Genomic DNA, 18078 nt, shown 5'->3' with positions numbered 1-18078 from the left:
ATGCATTCAGGAGCCTACATGTCCAAGGTAATGAAAATCGATCGTAATGGCGTCGGCCTGCGCGCGCTGGAAAAATGCAGCGTCGTGCCCGTCGAAGCGATCCTGTCAGGTTTTGCCGACGAGATGGGTGATGTCCACTTCGAGAGCGCCGATGGTTCCATCGTCGTCGGCACATGGCAATCGACGCCCTATGCCGAAATGCTCTCTTATCCCGATGGCGTGGAGTACAGCGTCATCCTTTCAGGCAAGGTCGCGATCACCAGCCCGGACGGATCGGTGGAGACGTTTCAAGCCGGCGAGAGCTACGTCTTGCCGAAGGGCGTGGAGGTCCGGTTCGAGGTGCTGGAGACGATGCGCAAAGTCTACGTCTTGCACACCGCAAAGACTGACGGGTGACCTATGGCGCACCCAATGCAACGACCGTCGGTAACGTCGCTTGCCGACGTGAAGATGTCGCCGTTCTGGCTGGATCGGCCGGATGCTCCCGAAGCGCTACCGCCGCTGACGGCCCATCGAAAGGCTGATCTGCTGATCGTCGGCGGCGGTTTCACCGGCCTCTGGGGCGCAATCCAGGCCAAGCAGGCGCAGCCCGATCTCGATGTGGTGCTGATCGAAAAGAGCACCGTCGCCAATGGCGCCTCCGGTCGCCCGGGCGGCGTCGTCTCCACGTCGGTGATGCACGGCCTGTCCAATGCGGTGCGCGTGTTCCCCAACGACATTGCCGAGTTGGAGCGACTGGGCAAGGAGAACATGCATGGTTTCATGCAGACCATTTCCGACCACGGCATCGACTGCCATGCGGAGTGGGGCGGCGAACTGACCGTTGCCGTCGACGCGGATCATATCGAAGCCCTTCACAGGGAGCACGAGCTGCACCTTCAGTACGGGCATCAGGCCAATTTTCTGGACCAAGACGCGGTTCGGGAGCAGATCGGATCGCCGCGATACAAGGCCGGGATCTGGTCAAAGGATATCAGCGGGACGGTGCACCCGGCGTTGCTCGCCTGGGGGCTGAAGCGAACCGCGCTTTCCCTCGGCGTCGAGATCTTTGAGAATACCGAACTGCTGTCGCTCGACGAGGCAGGAGCCAGGATCGAGGTGAAAACGCCGTTCGGCTCGGTGACCGCACCCAAGGTGTTGCTCGCCACCAACGCGTTTGCCTCGGGTCATCGGGGCATCAGGCGTCGCGTCGTCGCCATCCGGGATCGCGTGCTCGCGACCGAGCCGTTGTCTGAACGACAGATGGCGTCGATCGGTTGGAAGAACCGGCAGGGTGTCTACGATACCCGGACCCAGATGAACTATATGCGTCTGACGAAGGACAACCGGATCATCTTCGGGGGAAGGCTGGGCTATGCCTTCGCAGGCACGACCTCACCAGGCGTCGACAGCGACGTCCAGACATACGAGCCGCTTGCCGCCGCGTTCTTCGACACATTTCCGCAGTTGCAGGGCCTCCGTTTCACGCATGCCTGGAGCGGCCCAATCGATCTCAGCACACGCATGGCGGTGCATTTCCAGAGATACCATTCAGGCAAGGTCGTTTATGCCGGCGGCTACTCGGGTTTTGGCGTCTCAGCGTCGAGGTTCGGCGCCCGTATAGCGCTCGACATTCTCGACGGGTCGAAGACTTCGGAGAGCAGATTGGATTTTGCAACGCAGTTGCCCAACGTCGTGCCGCCGGAGCCCTTTCGCTGGCTTGGGGCACAAGTGACGATGTATGCGCTCGATACGGCCGACCGAAAAGGCGGATGGCGCAAGCCGTGGCTCAGACTGGTCTCGGCAATGGGCTTTCCATTGAGTTGAACGGCACTCTCCGGATCGGGCTCAAATCGCGAATGCCTGGGCCTACCTGATCTTTTTACGCTGCAAGCGATGCGACATACGCTGCAAGCGATGCGACGGGATTGGCCGGAGACGTAGCTCCGGCCAATCCCCAAATGATCAGCCACGGTGATGCCGCTCCTGCAAGCCGAAGACCGGTGTTTCGATGCCTACCTGGCGGGCTTTCAACTGCAGGGAGAGGTACTGCGAATAGTGCCGTGACTGATGCAGGTTGCCCCCGTGAAACCAGAGTGCTTCCTGCTGTGTCGGCTTCCACATGTTGCGTTGTTCACCTTCCCACGGGCCGGGGTCTTTTGGCGTGTCCGAGCCCAGACCCCAGCATTTGCCGACTTTATCGGCGACTTCACGGCTGATGAGATCGGCCGCCCAGCCGTTCATCGAGCCGTAGCCGGTTGCATAGACGACCAGGTCCGCCGGCAGCTCCGTTCCGTCCTTGAGCACCACCGAGGTTTCGGTCAGGTGGTCGACGTCTGAGCCGGATTTCAGCTTGATCGAGCCGTCGATGATGAGGTCGCAGGCGCCGACATCGATGTAATATCCCGAACCGCGACGCAGATATTTCATGAACAGGCCGGAGCCGTCGGCGCCCCAGTCGAGCATGAAGCCCACTTTTTCGAGATCCGCATAGAACTTGGCGTCGCGCTCGCGCATCTTGTCGTAGAGCGGGATCTGGAACTCGTGCATGATCCGGTAGGGCAGGGATGCGAAGATGAGGTCGGCCTTGCGCGTTGTCATGCCGGCCGCGACCGCCCGTTCGGAGTAGAGGTCACCGAGCCCGATCTCCATCAGCGAATCCGACCGCACGATGTGGGTCGAGGAACGCTGGACCATGGTGACGTCGGCGCCCGCCTCCCACAGCGCGGCGCAAATGTCGTGAGCCGAGTTGTTCGCCCCGATCACCACCACCTTCTTGCCCTTGTAAGCGTCAGGGCCCGGATGTTGGGAGGAATGCTGCTGCTCGCCCCGGAAGATCTCCTGTCCCTTGAACTTGGGCACGTTGGCCTTGCCGGACATGCCTGTGGCCAGCACAAGCTGTTTCGGCTTCAGCACCACTTCCTTGCCGTCGCGCTCGACAACGACGGTCCATTCCTGCTTGTCCTCGTCATGGGAAGCGGATTTGCAGGTGGTCGAGCTCCAGTAGTTGAGCTCCATGACCTTGGTGTACATCTCCAACCAGTCGCCGATCTTGTCCTTCGGCGCAAAGACCGGCCAGTTCTCCGGGAAGGGAATGTAGGGCAGGTGGTCGTACCAGACGGGGTCGTGCAGGCAGAGAGACTTGTATCGTTTGCGCCAGCTGTCGCCGGGTCGTTCGTTTTTCTCGATGATGATCGTGGACACTCCGAGCTGGCGCAGGCGCGCGCCGAGCGCAATGCCGCCCTGGCCGCCGCCGATGATGACGACATAGGGCTGCGTCTCGTAGCCGAGCCGGGCTGTTTCTTCTTCGCGTTTCTCGCGCCAGGTCTTGCGATTGGGGTCGTGGCCGTGTTCGGCCCCCATCGGTCGCTTCAGACCCTTGGGTTCCTCATGTCCCTTGAGCTCGCTCATCGTGGTCAACAGCGTCCAGATCAGGCCGTTCTTCACACGGATATGGCCATAGCCACGCGCAACATCCGTTTCGAATTCGAACCAGCCCTGCGTGATTCCGTCGCCGTCACTTGCCAGTTCCCTCTCATCCTGGCGGAATCGCGATGGTTTGATTGTTTTCAGTTGCCTTGTCAGCATGTCGCGGATCTGGTCGTGGCCCTCCAGGGTGCGCAGGTTCCAGGTGAACGTGACCAGGTCTCGCCAATAGCAGTCGACCTGAAATAGGTTGACCGCGGCTTCGACATCTCCGCGCTCCAGCGCCTTGCCGAGCTTGGCAAGGGCTGCGTCTATCTTGGTGTTGGGGCTGTCTTCAAGCATGGTATCTCCTCCGTCTTGCTCGAGTGTCATGTGGCAAACGCGGGGAAACTCCTCCTTCCCCGGCATGCCTGGATGATCATTTTGTAAGATCGATCAGGATCTTCAGTTGCTTGCCGGCCGGATCGAGCAAGGCATCGAAGCCTTGGGCAACGGCCTGATCGAGCGTGATGGTGCTCGTCACGACCTTGGCGGCCGGAAGCAGACCCGTTGCGATCAGCCGGATGACGCGTGGCCAGTAATGTGTCGGGTAGGCCCAGGATCCGCGCAGGTTGATGTCCTTGAAGGTGACCTGGAACCAGTCGAGCGGGTTCTCGTGCGGATGCAGGCCCGTTTGCACGACGACGCCCTGCTTGCGCACGGCATCGACGCAGGCCTTCAGCGCATGTTCGTTGCCGACGCATTCAATCGCGACATCGCAGCCGACCTTGCCTTCCGACTTCGCCCGAACGGTGTCACCGGGATTGTCCCGCTTGGGATTGATCGTGATCAGATCGGGCAGGATCGATCTTGCGAAATCGAGCCGCGCATCGTTGATGTCGGAGACGAACAGTTGTGCGGCGCCGGCTGCCCTTGCCGCCAGCAGTGTCAGGATGCCGATCGGTCCCGCACCCGTGACAAGCACGCTGCTTCCCGCCGTCACGCCACCACGGTCGCAGGCATAGACAGCAACCGCGGTCGGTTCGACCAGGGCGGCCTCCTCGTCACTCATGGCATCGGGGATCTTCTGGACGTTGTATTCGTTGAGCGTGGCGTATTCCGCCATCCCGCCCCACTGCCAGCTGAGGCCCGCCAGGGCGAGGTCGGTGCTGAGGTGGTAAAGACCGCGATCGGCAAAGTAGTCGCCGGACCGTGGCATGATCAGCGGCTGAACGGAGATCCTGTCTCCGACGGCAATGGTGTTTACACCCTCTCCGACCGCCTCGACCACGCCACCGAACTCGTGCCCGAGAACTTGTGGGCCATGGGCACCGGTGAATGGATGCGGTTCCCTTGGAATGAAGATCGGACCATAGGCGTATTCGTGCAGGTCCGTGCCGCAGATACCGACAAACCGATTGCGAATGAGGACCTGGCCCGACCCCGGATTGCGATCGGGTGGCGAGATCTGTTCAAGCCGCAAGTCCTTGGCTGCGTGAAATCTGAGTGCGCGCATGTTTCCTCCGTTCTGTCTTTTGTTGCGACAGTACGGAGCAAGGGGCGTGCCAAGACGAGATCACGTCAGAATATCTTTGTTTGGCAATGGCTTAGGTTGTTCTAGCAAACGTCGTCCACGTGAGGCGAATGCAACAGGTGTGGCACCACAGCTGTTGCGCACTAGTGCTTGGCGCGCAACCCGTGTCGCTTGATCTGGCGGTGGATGGTGGAGCGATCGACGCCCAGGCGCCGGGCCGCTTCGGAGATGTTCCAGCCGCAGGATGAGAGCATGAGCTCGAGCGCAGTGCCGTCTTCGGTCTTTCCGATTGGGGAAATACCTGCCTTGACCGTCCGGGCAGCCGTGAGGTGCTCCGGCAGGTCGCCGAGCTCGATCCTGTTTTCGTCGCACACGGCAGCGGCGACCGCGAGAACGTTATCCAGCTCGCGAATGTTTCCGGGCCAGCCATGCGCCTTCAGCGCGGCCAGCGCGTCCGACGAGATGTGCAAAGGCTGCTCCTCCGTGCGGTGCTTTTCGAGCAGTGTCGCGAGCAGCCATTCGAAATCCGGCCGATCGCGAAGTGGCGGCATCTGGAACACGGCCGCGTTCAGACGATAGAACAGGTCTTCGCGGAAGCGGCCCTCCTGCACCAGTTGCTGTAGTGGCCGGTGCGTCGCCGACACGATGCGAAGGTTCACCGGTTTCGGTTCCTGCCCGCCAAGCGGCAGGATCTCCCGTTCCGCCAGAACCCGAAGCAGTCGGGTCTGCAGGGTGAGGGGCATGTCGCCGATCTCATCGAGGAACAGGGTTCCGCCGTCCGCCTGTTCTATCAGTCCTTTGCGCCCCTTGGGCGATGCCCCGGTAAAAGCACCCGGCAGATAGCCGAAGAGTTCGCTCTCGATCAGATGCTCCGGCAGCGCCGCACAATTGATCGCAACGAACTTGCCCTTGAGGCCGCTGCAGTCATGGACCGCTCGGGCGAGGTGTTCCTTGCCCGAACCGGTCTCGCCCTGGATGAGAACGGGCAATGCAGTTGGCGCTAGCCTGGCGATCCGATCCTGAAGGGCGGCGATCACCGGCACCTGGCCGCCGAGCCGGCGAGCGGCCGAAGGTGTTGCGATCTTGCCGGCCGACCGACCGACAGGAAACTGCGGTTCGATCGCATGGGCAAAGAGAGCGTTTCCGTCACGCGCGGTCAGAAGCCGTTCCTCGGTCGGCCTGCGACGCGTCAATTCCACCAGGCCGTCGACGCCGATATCAAAGAAACGGGACACCGGCTGGCCGATGAGGTTCTGCGGATCGCGCCAGTCGACCCCGGCCGAGCGCGCCAGGATCCGCGCGCCGCCGTGGGTCATGCCGATGATGTGGCCGCGACCATCGATCGAGATCGCAGCCTCGGGATCGACGTCGAGGAACTCCGGCGAGCGGGCAAAGCGTAGCACCCATTCATGACGCGTCCGAGCCATCAGGTTGGCAAGCTCGATCCGCCGCACGGTGGCGGCGACGAGGTGGCGCGCAAGGTTCTGGCTTGCCTTCAGGATTGGCGAGCTGAGCAGTGAAATGTCGAGAACGGCCGAAAGCCCGCCTTCTGTGTCGTAGATCGGCGCTGCGGTGCAAGAGAGCGGCGTATGCGTCGTGTCGAAATGGTCGCTTTGGTGGATCGTCAAGGCCTCGCCGGTCTCCAGACAGGCGCCGACGGCGCAAGTGCCTGCCCGCGCTTCTGCCCAATCCGATCCGAGGTAGAGGCCGGCTCGGCGCAGGTTGTTGTCGAAGGAAGGGTCGCCCAGAAACTCGACTGTCACGCCTTTTCTGTCGGAAAGCAGCAGAACGTAGTTCTGTCCGGCGACCTGGTTGTAGAGGTTTTCAAGGCCTGAGCGCGCGATCCTGATAAGGTCTTCGGCTTCCTGCCGATGCTCGCGAAGGCGCTGTTCAGGCAGGATGTAGGCTTCGCATGTCTGCGCTGGATCCAGCTTGTGCTGATCAAGGCACCGCAGCCACGACTTGACGACAATGTCGTCGCGTCCCGTTGCTAGGCCCTGTCCCACCCGCTCGATCTCGCGGACATGTTCAGAATGTGAAACCATGGAACTTCGATGGCATTGCTGCCACGCTCCTCCATTCCTCCGAACGCGAATGTGTCCATGCCGAAACGGCTTTGTAAAGGGCAGGGGGACAATTCGCGCAGTTTGAGTGCGATCGCCTGGTCGAAAACACAAACTGCGTGCGAACCGGCCGCAGCGCCACGAGTCTCTTTCGAGGCGGGGGCACCATCAAGGGAAGGCAGACATACCCGCATTCGAAGCATTTTGATTCAAGCGTCGGTGAAACGGAACGGAGTGCTTTCCTGCCGATGCATAATTCCTCAACTCAAGTTCGATTTTAGGGTAGAATTAGGCCGCGATTTAAAGGGCTGCAGTGTCCTTTGCGCGCCGAATTCGACGCGTGGCGCTGCAGAGGGAAGGTGAAGCCAATGAAAAGGTTTGCAATCGTTGTTCTGTCGCTTGTGACTGCGCTGACAAGCGCTCAGCCAGCCCTGGCGTTCCCCACAATTACCGCGCCAAGGATCGAGGCGCCGCAAGCCCAGCTGGTTCAGTACAGGCGATATCGCGGCGGCTACGGCAGGTACAACCACGGACATCATCACAACGGTGGTGGTGACGATTGGGCTTGGGCACTGGGTGGGCTTGCCGCAGGCGCTGTTATCGGCGGGCTGCTGGCTCAACCCAGATATTATGGCCCCGGTTACTACGGCGGGAACTACTACGGCAATAACTACTATGGCGGGAACTACTATGGCCGTAGCTACTACCGCCAGCGCTATTACGCGCCACGCTATTATGCGCCACGCTACTACCGCGAAGCCTACGGCGGCGGCAGTGCACATACGCGCTGGTGCTACGCGCGCTACCGGTCCTATAGGGCATACGACGATACATTCCAGCCGTATTACGGTCCGCGACAAGCGTGCGTCTCGCCTTACTATTGAGGGCGGTTGAGGTACGACGTTAAACGGATTCATCCGCTATCTGGACGGTTTAGACTGCTGACAAGCAATCTGAACTGTCGCCCGGGACAAGATATCATCCCGTGCTCAATGGCGCGGCCGGGGAAGCGGGGACCTTGTTGCCCAATTGCGTGGGTCGGCTCGCCGAGGCAGGCTGTTCCCGGTTCTCGGATTATCGACTGCGGCTCAAGCTGAACTCCCTGCGGCGAGCCTTTTGCCCAATCAGGCAGACGCCGAGCGCGTAACTCGCTTCAGGTGATAGCTTGCCGGGGTCTGTCATCACACCAGCGAAGGATTTCGTCGGCATTCGCCTTGCCGCCGCGGGGACCATGGACTGTGACTGAGCGGGCCGCGGCAGCCACGGCGAAGTTCAAAGCATCGGCAAAGGGTCGGTTCTGTTCAAGACACCAGGTCAGCACGCCGCCGAAGGTATCGCCAGCGCCAGTCACATCGACGACATCGACCGGAAACCCGCTGGCGCGCAGTATCGTGTCACCGTTACGCGCCTCTGCGCCTTCGGCCGCCAGCGTGCGCACCACCCAGTCGATGTCATGATCGTGCATCCAGTCCCCGATGCGCGACAGCTCTTCATGGCCGAAGGCGGTACGGAAGCCCACCTGGTTGAAGATCACCACCGCCGCACCTTTGAGATAGGGCATGTCCTCAGGCGTGCAGCCGCCGACGTCGAGATCGAAGATGGCGCGGCGCCCGTGCTGGCGCAGGTCGGCCAGAAGCCCGGCCTGTTTCAGAATGCCGTTTTCCGCCCGTACATGCAGGCGGCGGACACGATAGAGGGTCGTATACATCAATCCGGGCTGACGCAGCGCCGTCAAACTGTCTGGTGACAGCCACATCGGTTGTTCGCCCATCTCGACAGTCAGAACGATATGCTCGCCATCGACCAGGAAGATCAGATTGCGCGATTCGGGAATGGCAGGATCAGTCAGCATGTGGCTGACGCCGACACCGTTCTCCACGAGGTCGGCAATCAGCCGTTTCGACAACGGACTGTCGTTCAGCAACGAGATGAACTGCGTTTGGCCGCCCAGTGCCGCATGCACCACGGCGGCGTTGGCGATAGAGCCTCCGGTTTCCGCCGGCAGTTCGGCGACCATGCCCTTGTCCGCACGACCCGGCCAGCGATCGGCGGTGTAATATTCGTCGAGCGCCACGTCACCGATGAAAAAGGTTGTCATGCGCTCAGTCCTTCCCGGTGATCAGGCGTGGTCCGCCAGCCACGGGCACCCAGGGGCTTTCACCGAGGCCACATATCGCCATCCAATAGTAGGGCGTTGGCCCCGAAACGCCGCGGCAGGCGTCGTGCCAGACGCCACGACGCATCACCACCGCTTGCCCCGGCGCAATCATGAATGCTTCAAGGTCATCGCGATGCGGTGCCTCTGCGTCGGATGCGGGCGCGACGGCAAGCACGATCGGTTGGGACGCGCAAAACAGCGCTTCTTCGGTTCCCGGGTGGCGTTCCATGGCCGAGCAGTGCCATGGTGCGCCGCCGCCGCGCGTAATGCCGAGGTGGCCAGAGCCCTTGATCAGCGGTGCGGCGGTAAAACCGTCGCGCCAGCCGTCGCCCGCTGTCCATATCGCCTTGGGATCTGCATCGTCGGTCAGGTTGTAGGTCGTGCCGAACCGCGAAAAGTTTTCGGCGGTCACCGGCCGGGCGAGGACGGCATCCGGAGCGCTCATGCGGCACTCCTTGCGGCACGCACGACGCGCATCAGGCCGGCGACGTGGGCCGCTTCAACCCGGCCGGTATCCTTATGGTCGTGCTTGAACCAGCTTCCGACGACGGCGCCGTCTGCGTGGGCCAACTGTTCGGTGGCATTGGCCTCGGTAAGGCCGGCTCCGATCAGTAACGGTACGCTGCCCTCGGTTGCGGCGCGGAAACGCGCCACCTTGTCCATGTCGGTCGGCCGGCCCGTCGCATCGGAGGTCACCACGAGGCCGTCGCAACGCGAGGCGCCGATGCGCACGTCCTCTGCTTCCGGCCTGCCGGACAGGACCGGTTGATATTTGAACCGCACGCCCCCGAGCAGCAACGCCGAGACGCCTTCACGGCGGGCGGCAAGGTCGGCAGCGAATGGCGCATCCGTCTCGGGCGGCAGATGGCCGGCAACGGAATCGACCTGGATGAAGGCCACGGGATATTGGCGGGCAAGTTCAAAAGCGCGTGCGTCGTCCCGCAGCACATTGACGCCGATGCGCGTGCCGAGATCAAGACCGAACAGCCGAGCCAGCACCCGCTCCACATCCTCGGCGTGGCCGAAATAATTCTCGACCACCAATCCATCGACACCTTCGCCTGCCATGATGCGGGCTTCCTCCTCGGCTTGGGCGAGCTTGCCCTCGGGGCTGTCGCCTGCCAGGTGCAACATGCCGAGAATGGGTTTTGGGGTCGTAAAGGTCTCGCCGAAGCGGCTCATGTTCGTTCTCCTGCGTCGCGCTGCCGTCAGGCCGGCGCGGTATCACGCCCCCAACGGGTGGCGAATTTCATCTGGACCGCCGGCGAGTAGACGATCGATGTGCGTTCGACCAACCGATCGTCGGCGTCGAGCACATCCCCGCTGGCACAAAGATAGCCCGGCACGTCGAGTGCCGGAGCAAACACCTCCCGCAAACGGTCGGATGGCGGCACAACCGTCAAAAGCAATTCCGAGCGAAGGGGGTGGCGGTCGTAGTCACGGCGCAATACCTCGTAGAGTGATTGCGCCGCGAAATCGTAGCGGTCGATGCCTGGATAGAGGGTGAGATCGAGCTGCGACGTATCGACGTTCAGCCAGTTGACGGTCTCGCCGTTGGCAAGCCCGCGAGCACGTACCAGGAACAGTTCACCGTTCTCAACCCGATGCTCCAGCACCCGCGTCGTGGGGCGTTGGCCCTGTCGGCGGGCCAGTTCGGTAAAGCTGCCGAAGTTCCAGATGTTGTGGCTGATCGGCCGGTGCGAAACGATCGTGCCCCGGCCGCGAACCTGCTGGACCAGTCCTTCCGACACCAGAAGCGCCATCGCATTGCGAACCGTGGTCCGGGCGATACCGAACTGGTCACGCAACTGGTTTTCCGAGGGAATGGCTTCCCCCTCGGAAAAGTCGCCGCTCAGGATTGCGGCTCGAAGAACCCGGTAGAGCTGCCGGTAAAGCTGCTCGCTCGAATAGAGATCGAGGCGCAATCTCGACAATCTGTCGTCCGCGGCGGTGGAGGCGTCAGGCATGGAAGGATGGGTCAAGGCGGGCTCCGGTTTGGCTCCGTTACTTCGTGGTTCCGTTCACCTTGAACTCTTCCACGGCAGCTTCTTTCAAGCCATGGCGGTCGAGGATCTGTGCATAAGTACCATCCGCCTTCAGCGCCTCGAGCGTTGCAAGCACTGCATCGCGCAAGGGGCCATTCGCCTTGGCAAAGGCGATGCCGTAGTAATTGATCTCGTCGACCTTGCCGATCTGGTAGAACTTGCCCGGCTCCTGCTTCATCAGATCAAGCAGGCCCTCCAGGCCGATGACCGAGGCCTGCGCGCGGCCTTGGCGGATCTGCATGATGTGCTCGGCCTGGGTCGGGATCTGGATGACCGTGATCGGCTTGTCCGCGGCACAATTGGCCTTGCCGACATTTTCCGCCCACGTGACCCAGCTTGTGCCGGTCGCCACGGCAACGGTCTTGCCGCAGAGGTCGGTTTCAACCTTGATCTCTCCCTGCTGATCGGCCGTGGAATAAAAGACGTTGCCAGTCTTGAAGTAGTCGATGAAATCGAGCTGGGTCTGGCGTTCGACCTTGTCGGAGAAGGCGGTCATGATCATGTCGGACCGGCCGGTGACGACCTGGGGTATCAATTGCGGGAATTCGACGTTCTGGAATTCGGCCGTCAGGCCGAGGCGCTCGGCAATCGCCTTGGCGAGATCGATGTCGAAGCCCTTCAGGTCGGTCGAGCCGGCATCGCTGTATTCCATCGGCGGATAGGCAAGGCTGATCGTGACGTTCAGTTTGCCAGCGGCGCGCACGGCTTCGGGCAGGGCGGCGGCCAGCTTCTCGTCGGACGCGGCATGGGCCGCTCCGGCCACGCACAGGCTGATGAATGTGGTGGAGGCAAGTCCCAGAACTATTGGCAGCAGTCGTTTCATTTTCTGTTCTCCCATTTTTAAGCTGAAAATTGTCAGGCCAGAACGCGGCTGAGGAATGTGCGCACGCGCGGATCGCCGGGGTTGCTGAGGACCTGTTCCGGTGCGCCCGTCTCGCGAATTTCTCCGTCGATCATCACCACGACGCGGTCGGCCACCTCGCGGGCAAAGCCGATCTCATGGGTGACGACAATCATGGTGGTGCCACCGCGCGCCAGATTGCGCATGACCTCCAGCACCTCGCCGACAAGCTCTGGATCGAGCGCGCTGGTCGGTTCGTCGAACAGCATCACCCGCGGCTCCATGGCGAGGGCTCGGGCGATTGCCACGCGTTGCTTCTGGCCGCCGGAAAGCTGCGACGGATAGCTTTCGGCCTTGGCCGCCATGCCGACCTGCTCCAGCAGATCCATGGCGCGGGCTTCGGCTTCGGCCCGGCGCAATCCGCGCACGACCATCGGCCCTTCGATGACATTGCCGAGCACCGTCAGATGCGCGAACAGATTGAAATGCTGGAACACCATGCCGAGCTGGCTCTGCTGGGCGCGCAGCCGCTTGACGGGCAGCTCCTGGAGAGCGCCGCGGTGGAGCGCATAGCCCATGATCGCGCCATCGACCCAGACATAACCGCTGTTTGGCGTTTCGAGGTGATTGATGCATCGAAGGAAGGTGCTCTTGCCGCTGCCCGATGGACCGAGGATGCACAGCACTTCACCATAGGCAACTTCGAGGTCGAGGTTCTTCAATACCTCGTGGCTGCCGAAACTCTTGCGGATACCGACCGCCTTGACTGCGAGACTCATGCTTCCCCCACTGTGGCGACACGCCGCGCCCGTCCTTTGAACCAGCTTCGGGTGCTGGCAGCGGCAGCGGCGTCGCGGCCGAAATGGCGTTCGAGATAATATTGACCGATGGAAAGCACCGTCGTCCCGGCGAGATACCAGGCGGCGCAAACGAACAGCAGCTCGATGACCGCGCCGTTGATGAAGTAGATCCGCTGGGCCGCGTTCAGCATTTCGCCCATGGCGATCGTGGCGGCAAGCGAAGAGAATTTCAGCATGCCGATGGCGCTGTTGCCAAGAACTGGCAGGATCAACCGCAGGGTCTGCGGCAGCATGATGCGCCGCATCGTCTGGCCCGGCGTCATGCCGAGTGTGTGGGCCGCTTCCTTCTGGCCGCGATCGACAGATGAGATTCCGCCGCGCACGACTTCCGTCAGATAAGAGCCTTCGTTGACACCAAGACCAAGAACGGCAGCGACAAAGGGCGTCACCACATCAACCATGCGCTCGTCGACTAGACCCGGAATGTAGAGGCGGGGAAAGACGAGCGCGATGTTGAACCAGATGAGAAGCTGCAGCAGCACGGGCGTGCCGCGGAATATCCAGACGTAAAGCCAGGCGGCAAAGCGCAGGATCGGATTTTCCGAAAGGCGCATGATCCCGAAGGCGAAGCCGAGGACTACGCCAAGTGCAAGCGCGCAGGCCGAGATCAGCAGGGTCCAGCCGAAACCGGTGATGATGACGCCGGCCGTCAGAAACTCCCCGACGACCGTCCACTGGATTTGTCCAACCGCAAAGGCGCGACCGACCAATGCCAGCAAGAGGAGGACGGCACCACCGCTTATCCAGCGCCAAGGATGGCTCAAACGGCGAACGGGCACGTCCGGGCCTGGCAGATCTGTCAGCGACAGCGTGGGAGTTGCATTCGAGGTTGATCGGGTCATAATGTCCAAATGTAGGGTTAGGCCTACAACTTACTAGATGCGTTCTGAGGCGGAGTCAAGCGGGCCCACCACCGAAGGAAAAACAAGCGCGTTGTCGAGAAAATGGCACTTGATCGCCGGTCGCGTGCACGTCCGCGCGGCTGCGCCATGCCGGCGCATCTCATCAGCAGCCAGTTCGTGGCGCTGGACTATCCAGTAAGAGTGTGTGTGGTCGGCGTTACGTTGATCGCTCGCTCGGGAGGTTCATTGATGACATATCGTGGTAAAGTTGGACCGCTTCGATGTACACCGCCGAGCACGGATCGAAACGCGTGCGCGGCGGTGACATGGTTCAACATAGCCTTGACTCAGAGCCTTGTAACAACGACTTCCTGATACTCGCTCGGCACCACCATGGTGCCGCCGTCGGCGCGATTGAAGCGTGCAACGAGTGCCAGCAGGTCAGTAGCGAGCGCGTCCTGTCCTGCGGGTTCCAGAGCGGCGAAGGTCTTCAAAACAGGGCCATAGAACGTCCGGAAGACCTCAAGCCAATGCTCGGCAGATTTGTAGCGGAACACAAACTGCCGCGGCATTGCCGCAACCGAGGCGGACGTGGCAGGGAACAGTTCCTCGAGACGCGGGCGCGATCCCCAGAGCGCCGGCGAGCGGGCACCTGCCGGCGGCGGGACATGGCGACCTATCGTCTTGAACACCTGCCCGATGAAGCCATCGGGCGTCCAGTTCGCAAGCCCAATGGAGCCGCCGCGCTTGCAGACACGAAGGAGCTCTCCGGCAGCCCGCTCCTGATCGGGCGTGAACATCACGCCGAAAATCGAGAGCACAGTGTCGAACGACTGATCGGCAAAGGGCAGGTTTTCTGCATCTGCCTCCTGGAAGGTGATGGAGAGTCGGTCAGCTTTGGCGCGCTCACGAGCGCGCTCCAGGAGCGAAGGGACGTAATCCGTAGCGGTAACGTCGCACCAGCGCCGGGCGGCGGCAAGCGCACCGTTGCCGTTGCCAGCGGCGACGTCGAGCACCTTGGAACCGGCGCGCAGATCGAGCGCTTCACAGAGGCTCTCGCCAACAATTTGCAGGGTCGTGCCGATGACGGCGTAATCGCCTGAAGACCACGCATTTTGCTGCCGGGCTTTGAGCGCGCCGAGGTCGACGGCAGGCTGGTGGTTCTGGCCGGCTAGAGCTACGGATGTGGACATTTTTTCCTCCTTAAGGCAGTTTGATTGGGTCATGGTGCGTCTGTCACAGGCCTGTTTCGAGCATCTGATCTTCCGCGGCTTCTGGTCTAGGCAGACAGCGTGGGAACCAGCGTGGCAGCCGGCGTGGTAATGACCATGGACCTTACGGGCGAAGGCAGGTCGACATGCCGTCGTTAACGCTCCGACTGCTCGGACCATTGGCAATTCGCCGTGAAGGCGTGGACGTGCCGTTGCCCGGATCGCGCAAGGTACGTGCTCTTCTTGCCTATCTGGCGCTTTCGCCCCATCCCCCTGGCAGGGCTCAGCTCTGCGACCTTCTGTGGGATATCCCCGATGATCCGCGCGGCGAACTGCGTTGGTGTCTGAGCAAGATCCGGTCGCTGATTGGGGAGCAGCGCGTCTCTACCAAGGGCGATACGATCGCCTTGGATCTGTCGGATTGCTCGGTCGATGCGATCGAGGTGACCGCAGCCCATCGACACGGCTTCAGGACGTTTGCACCGGAACAGTTGCGATCCCTGGCCGATCTTTTTGTTAGCGACTTTCTTGACGGACTTGCGATCGAGCGCAGCCCGGTATTTGACAGCTGGCTGGCGTTCCAACGCCGCCGATTGCGCGATATCCATGCAGCTCTTCTCGAGCACATCGTGCAACGCGTGGGCCATGAGGAAGTACGCAGCTATCTCGATTGCTGGATTACTCTTGCCCCCTTTGACCTCCGTCCGCACGAGTTGCTGTTGCAAAGCCTTGCTGCCGACGGGCGCGTTCGGGAAGGAGAGGAGCACCTGGCAGCGACTGCCAAGCTTTTCGATAGTGAAAGCGTCGACAGCAAGCCTCTTCGAGAGATCTGGCGCACGGCCAGGGCGCAGGCTGACGAGACGTTCATAGTGCATCCGGCGCCCGTCGCCCAAACGGCGTCGAGCGAAACGGCAGCGCCTCAGACGCATCGGCGTGCATCAATCGCCATCATGCCCTTCGATGACACATCGCCGATGGCCATTCCGGGTGGATCGTCCGATGCGCTCGTTCACGACATCATCACACGGCTCGCCCGACAGCGCAGCCTCAGCGTGATCGCCCAAGGCACCATGTTCGCCCTGCGCGACCGCCGGTACACACCGCACGAGGCTGCCCGGATGCTCGGCGTCGACTATCTCGTCAACGGCTCGTTCCAGCGCCTCGGCAGGCGTATCACCGTTTGCATCGAACTCACCGAGGCGCACACCGCCCGTATCGTGCGGGCCGAAGTCTTCGAGTACGATGCTGCGGAGACCTTTCTTCTGCTTGACGAGATCGGCGGCCGGATCGTCGTCACCATCGAGCGTGAAGTCGAAGCGCTTGAGAGCAATCGGGCAATCCTCAAGCCACCTAGTTCTCTCGATGCGTGGGAGGCGCATCACCGTGGGCTCTGGCACATGTATCGCTTCACCAGGAGCAACAATGAACAGGCCCAGCACTTCTTCGAGATCGCGATAAGCCTCGATCCGACATTCGCCCGCGCTCACGCGGGCCTTTCCTTCACCCATTTTCAAAGCGCCTTCCAGCACTGGGCGGATCAGGACGTGGAAGTCGAGCTTGCGTATCGGGCAGCCAGCCAAAGCATGATGGCCGATGACCGCGACCCGGCCGCGCATTGGGCAATCGGTCGAGCGCTCTGGCTGCGGGGCCTGCACGACCAGTCCGTCGGCGAGCTGGAACAGGCGGTCGAACTCAGCCCCAGTTTTGCGCTTGGTCACTACTCGCTCGCCTTCGTCCAGGCCCAGTCCGGCGACGCGCAGGCAGCGATCGTGGCGGCAGATCTTTCGCGAAAGCTCAGCCCATTCGACCCGCTGCTCTTCGGCATGCTGGCAAGCCGGGCGCTGGCACTCGTGCGCCTCGGTCGCTTCGAGGAGGCGGCCGGCTGGGCCGTCAAGGCTGCGGCCCGGCCGAATGCCCATGCCCACATTCTGGCGATCGCGGCGCTATCGCTGGCGCTGGTCGGTCGGCTCGACGAAGGGCGTGGCTTCGTGGCGTCGCTCCACTATCGGTTTTCAGGCTACAGCCTGAGCGATTTTCTGACTGCGTTTCATCTAGGCCCCGAAGAGCAGACGCTGTTTCGCCAAGGTGCAAGGCAGATCGACCTCCATTGATGTCATCTTGTCCCTGGTTCATTGTTTCTGATCGTCCTTGCCTTGTGGGGATCAGACAATGAAACATCGGGTGGTGCTTGGCTTTGCGGCCGCCTTGGGTTTGCTCGTTGCGGCGACATTCGTCGTCTCTTCTCAGACCTCCGTTGCTCCAAAAGCGATCGAAACATCTGTCATTCGCAGTTCAGATCTTCTCGAAAAAGCCTGGAGTCTCCCGGTCGCTTCTGCCTTTGACAAACGCGTCACGTGGCAGTCGAACGGTTCGCGGTGTGGGCCTGCAAGCCTTGCAAACAGCTTTCGCTCGATCGGTGAAGATGAAACGACCGAGGCCGACGTCTTGTCCGGAACAGGTACGTGCTGGACGGGGTACTGCATAATCGGGCTCACTTTGGACGAGCTGGCTGAGCTTGCGCGAAAGAAGACGAGTCGTCAGGTCACCGTTCTGCGGAACCTGACCGCCGAGCAGTTCCGTGAGCACATGACGCACGCTAACGATCCCGATCGTCGCTACATCATCAACTTCGATCGTAGGACGATTTTTGGAGCGGGAGCAGGACACCACTCACCCGTGGCGGGATATTTGGAGGCCGAAGATCTGGTGTTCGTCCTGGACGTGAATGAGCGGTTCAAGCCCTGGCTCATCGAACGCGAGCGTTTGTTCGCCGCCATGGATACTCTCGATGGCGTTAGCAAACGGGGAATGCTGCTAATCTCGCCCTAACCTCAACTCGTCGCTTTCGCGCCGAGCGTGTCTGGATAGGCAAGGTCTTCGAAGTCCCTCCGGCAGCGGGAATGTCCTGCAGACGGCGAACCGGTCAACCGGTTCGGTCTGCTCGACGGCAGGCGGGCAATGCGGAGGTCACGCTGCGATATCGGGTCTCAAGCATTCCCGCCTGATGGTAAGTTATGGCTTACCAGAAGGCGAAGCGTGTGATCCCTATCAAGCGTCATCGTGAACTGGTCCTTGGGCGACACGCAAATCTGGTCCGCCAAGGGGTGTTAGTTAGTCTCCATACCGGCTGCCGTAGTGGA

General features: G+C 61.5%; 16 protein-coding genes. 5 read left to right on the top strand and 11 right to left on the bottom strand.

All coding sequences use genetic code 11. The features are described 5' to 3' along the window. The first annotated feature begins 18 nt into the window (after positions 1-18). Together ABIE33_RS31335 and ABIE33_RS31330 are read left to right on the top strand one after the other, a co-directional pair. Positions 19-396 (top strand): cupin domain-containing protein, encoded by a 378-nt coding sequence (locus ABIE33_RS31335; protein ID WP_429132322.1) that lies wholly within the window; start codon positions 19-21, stop codon positions 394-396. Positions 397-411: 15 nt separating this feature from the next. Next, the gene (locus tag ABIE33_RS31330; RefSeq protein ID WP_429132320.1) at positions 412-1806 is read left to right on the top strand and encodes an NAD(P)/FAD-dependent oxidoreductase; all 1395 of its coding nucleotides are present in this window, start codon (positions 412-414) and stop codon (positions 1804-1806) included. Positions 1807-1944: 138 nt separating this feature from the next. On the opposite strand, the gene ABIE33_RS31325 is transcribed toward ABIE33_RS31330, so the two are convergent. The 3 genes from ABIE33_RS31325 to ABIE33_RS31315 all read right to left on the bottom strand — a co-directional run bounded on the left by ABIE33_RS31325 (position 1945) and on the right by ABIE33_RS31315 (position 5907). Beyond that, positions 1945-3747 (bottom strand): NAD(P)-binding domain-containing protein, encoded by a 1803-nt coding sequence (locus ABIE33_RS31325; protein WP_429132318.1) that lies wholly within the window; start codon positions 3745-3747, stop codon positions 1945-1947. 76 nt (positions 3748-3823) lie between these two features. Then, entirely contained in the window at positions 3824-4900 is a 1077-nt protein-coding gene (locus ABIE33_RS31320; RefSeq protein ID WP_429132316.1) for a 2,3-butanediol dehydrogenase, read from the bottom strand. A gap of 161 nt (positions 4901-5061) precedes the next feature. Beyond that, positions 5062-5907 (bottom strand): sigma-54-dependent Fis family transcriptional regulator, encoded by an 846-nt coding sequence (locus ABIE33_RS31315; protein WP_429132400.1) that lies wholly within the window; start codon positions 5905-5907, stop codon positions 5062-5064. Positions 5908-7349: 1442 nt separating this feature from the next. Here ABIE33_RS31315 and ABIE33_RS31310 point away from each other — a divergent pair. Further along, positions 7350-7865 carry a BA14K family protein gene (locus ABIE33_RS31310; RefSeq protein WP_429132313.1) on the top strand — a complete coding sequence of 172 codons (516 nt, stop codon included), beginning with the start codon at positions 7350-7352 and terminating at the stop codon, positions 7863-7865. 269 nt (positions 7866-8134) lie between these two features. Here the strand turns inward: ABIE33_RS31310 and ABIE33_RS31305 are convergent, their stop codons facing one another. The 8 genes from ABIE33_RS31305 to ABIE33_RS31270 all read right to left on the bottom strand — a co-directional run bounded on the left by ABIE33_RS31305 (position 8135) and on the right by ABIE33_RS31270 (position 14920). After that, positions 8135-9079, bottom strand: coding sequence for a carbohydrate kinase family protein (locus ABIE33_RS31305; RefSeq protein ID WP_429132311.1), 945 nt, complete (start codon positions 9077-9079; stop codon positions 8135-8137). Between the two features lie 4 nt (positions 9080-9083). Continuing rightward, the gene (locus ABIE33_RS31300; protein WP_429132309.1) at positions 9084-9584 is read right to left on the bottom strand and encodes an ureidoglycolate lyase; all 501 of its coding nucleotides are present in this window, start codon (positions 9582-9584) and stop codon (positions 9084-9086) included. Then, the gene (locus ABIE33_RS31295; RefSeq protein ID WP_429132307.1) at positions 9581-10321 is read right to left on the bottom strand and encodes a BtpA/SgcQ family protein; all 741 of its coding nucleotides are present in this window, start codon (positions 10319-10321) and stop codon (positions 9581-9583) included. Before ABIE33_RS31295 ends, ABIE33_RS31300 begins: the two co-directional genes overlap by 4 nt. 26 nt (positions 10322-10347) lie before the next feature. Then, positions 10348-11121, bottom strand: a complete 774-nt coding sequence (locus tag ABIE33_RS31290) for a GntR family transcriptional regulator (protein ID WP_429132305.1) — start codon at positions 11119-11121, stop codon at positions 10348-10350. A 22-nt stretch (positions 11122-11143) separates the two neighbouring features. After that, positions 11144-12007 carry an ABC transporter substrate-binding protein gene (locus ABIE33_RS31285; RefSeq protein WP_429132303.1) on the bottom strand — a complete coding sequence of 288 codons (864 nt, stop codon included), beginning with the start codon at positions 12005-12007 and terminating at the stop codon, positions 11144-11146. 32 nt (positions 12008-12039) lie between these two features. After that, complete coding sequence (locus ABIE33_RS31280) at positions 12040-12804, bottom strand: amino acid ABC transporter ATP-binding protein (RefSeq protein WP_429132301.1); 765 nt, start codon at positions 12802-12804, stop codon at positions 12040-12042. Then, entirely contained in the window at positions 12801-13727 is a 927-nt protein-coding gene (locus ABIE33_RS31275; RefSeq protein WP_429132299.1) for an amino acid ABC transporter permease, read from the bottom strand. The genes ABIE33_RS31280 and ABIE33_RS31275 overlap by 4 nt, the downstream gene beginning before the upstream one ends. 347 nt (positions 13728-14074) lie before the next feature. Continuing rightward, on the bottom strand, positions 14075-14920 hold the full coding sequence (locus tag ABIE33_RS31270) for a class I SAM-dependent methyltransferase (protein WP_429132297.1): 846 nt from the start codon (positions 14918-14920) through the stop codon (positions 14075-14077). Between the two features lie 164 nt (positions 14921-15084). Between ABIE33_RS31270 and ABIE33_RS31265 the strand changes: the two genes are divergently transcribed. After that, positions 15085-17049 (top strand): transcriptional regulator, encoded by a 1965-nt coding sequence (locus tag ABIE33_RS31265; protein ID WP_429132295.1) that lies wholly within the window; start codon positions 15085-15087, stop codon positions 17047-17049. A gap of 58 nt (positions 17050-17107) precedes the next feature. Next, positions 17108-17767 carry a phytochelatin synthase family protein gene (locus ABIE33_RS31260; RefSeq protein ID WP_429132293.1) on the top strand — a complete coding sequence of 220 codons (660 nt, stop codon included), beginning with the start codon at positions 17108-17110 and terminating at the stop codon, positions 17765-17767. Positions 17768-18078: the final 311 nt, after the last annotated feature.

Source organism: Ensifer sp. 4252 (assembly GCF_050434565.1).
In the GTDB taxonomy this organism is placed as follows: domain Bacteria; phylum Pseudomonadota; class Alphaproteobacteria; order Rhizobiales; family Rhizobiaceae; genus Ensifer.
The sequence above is the reverse complement of the archived record's forward strand: the minus strand, read 5'-3'. Positions and strand labels throughout refer to the sequence as shown.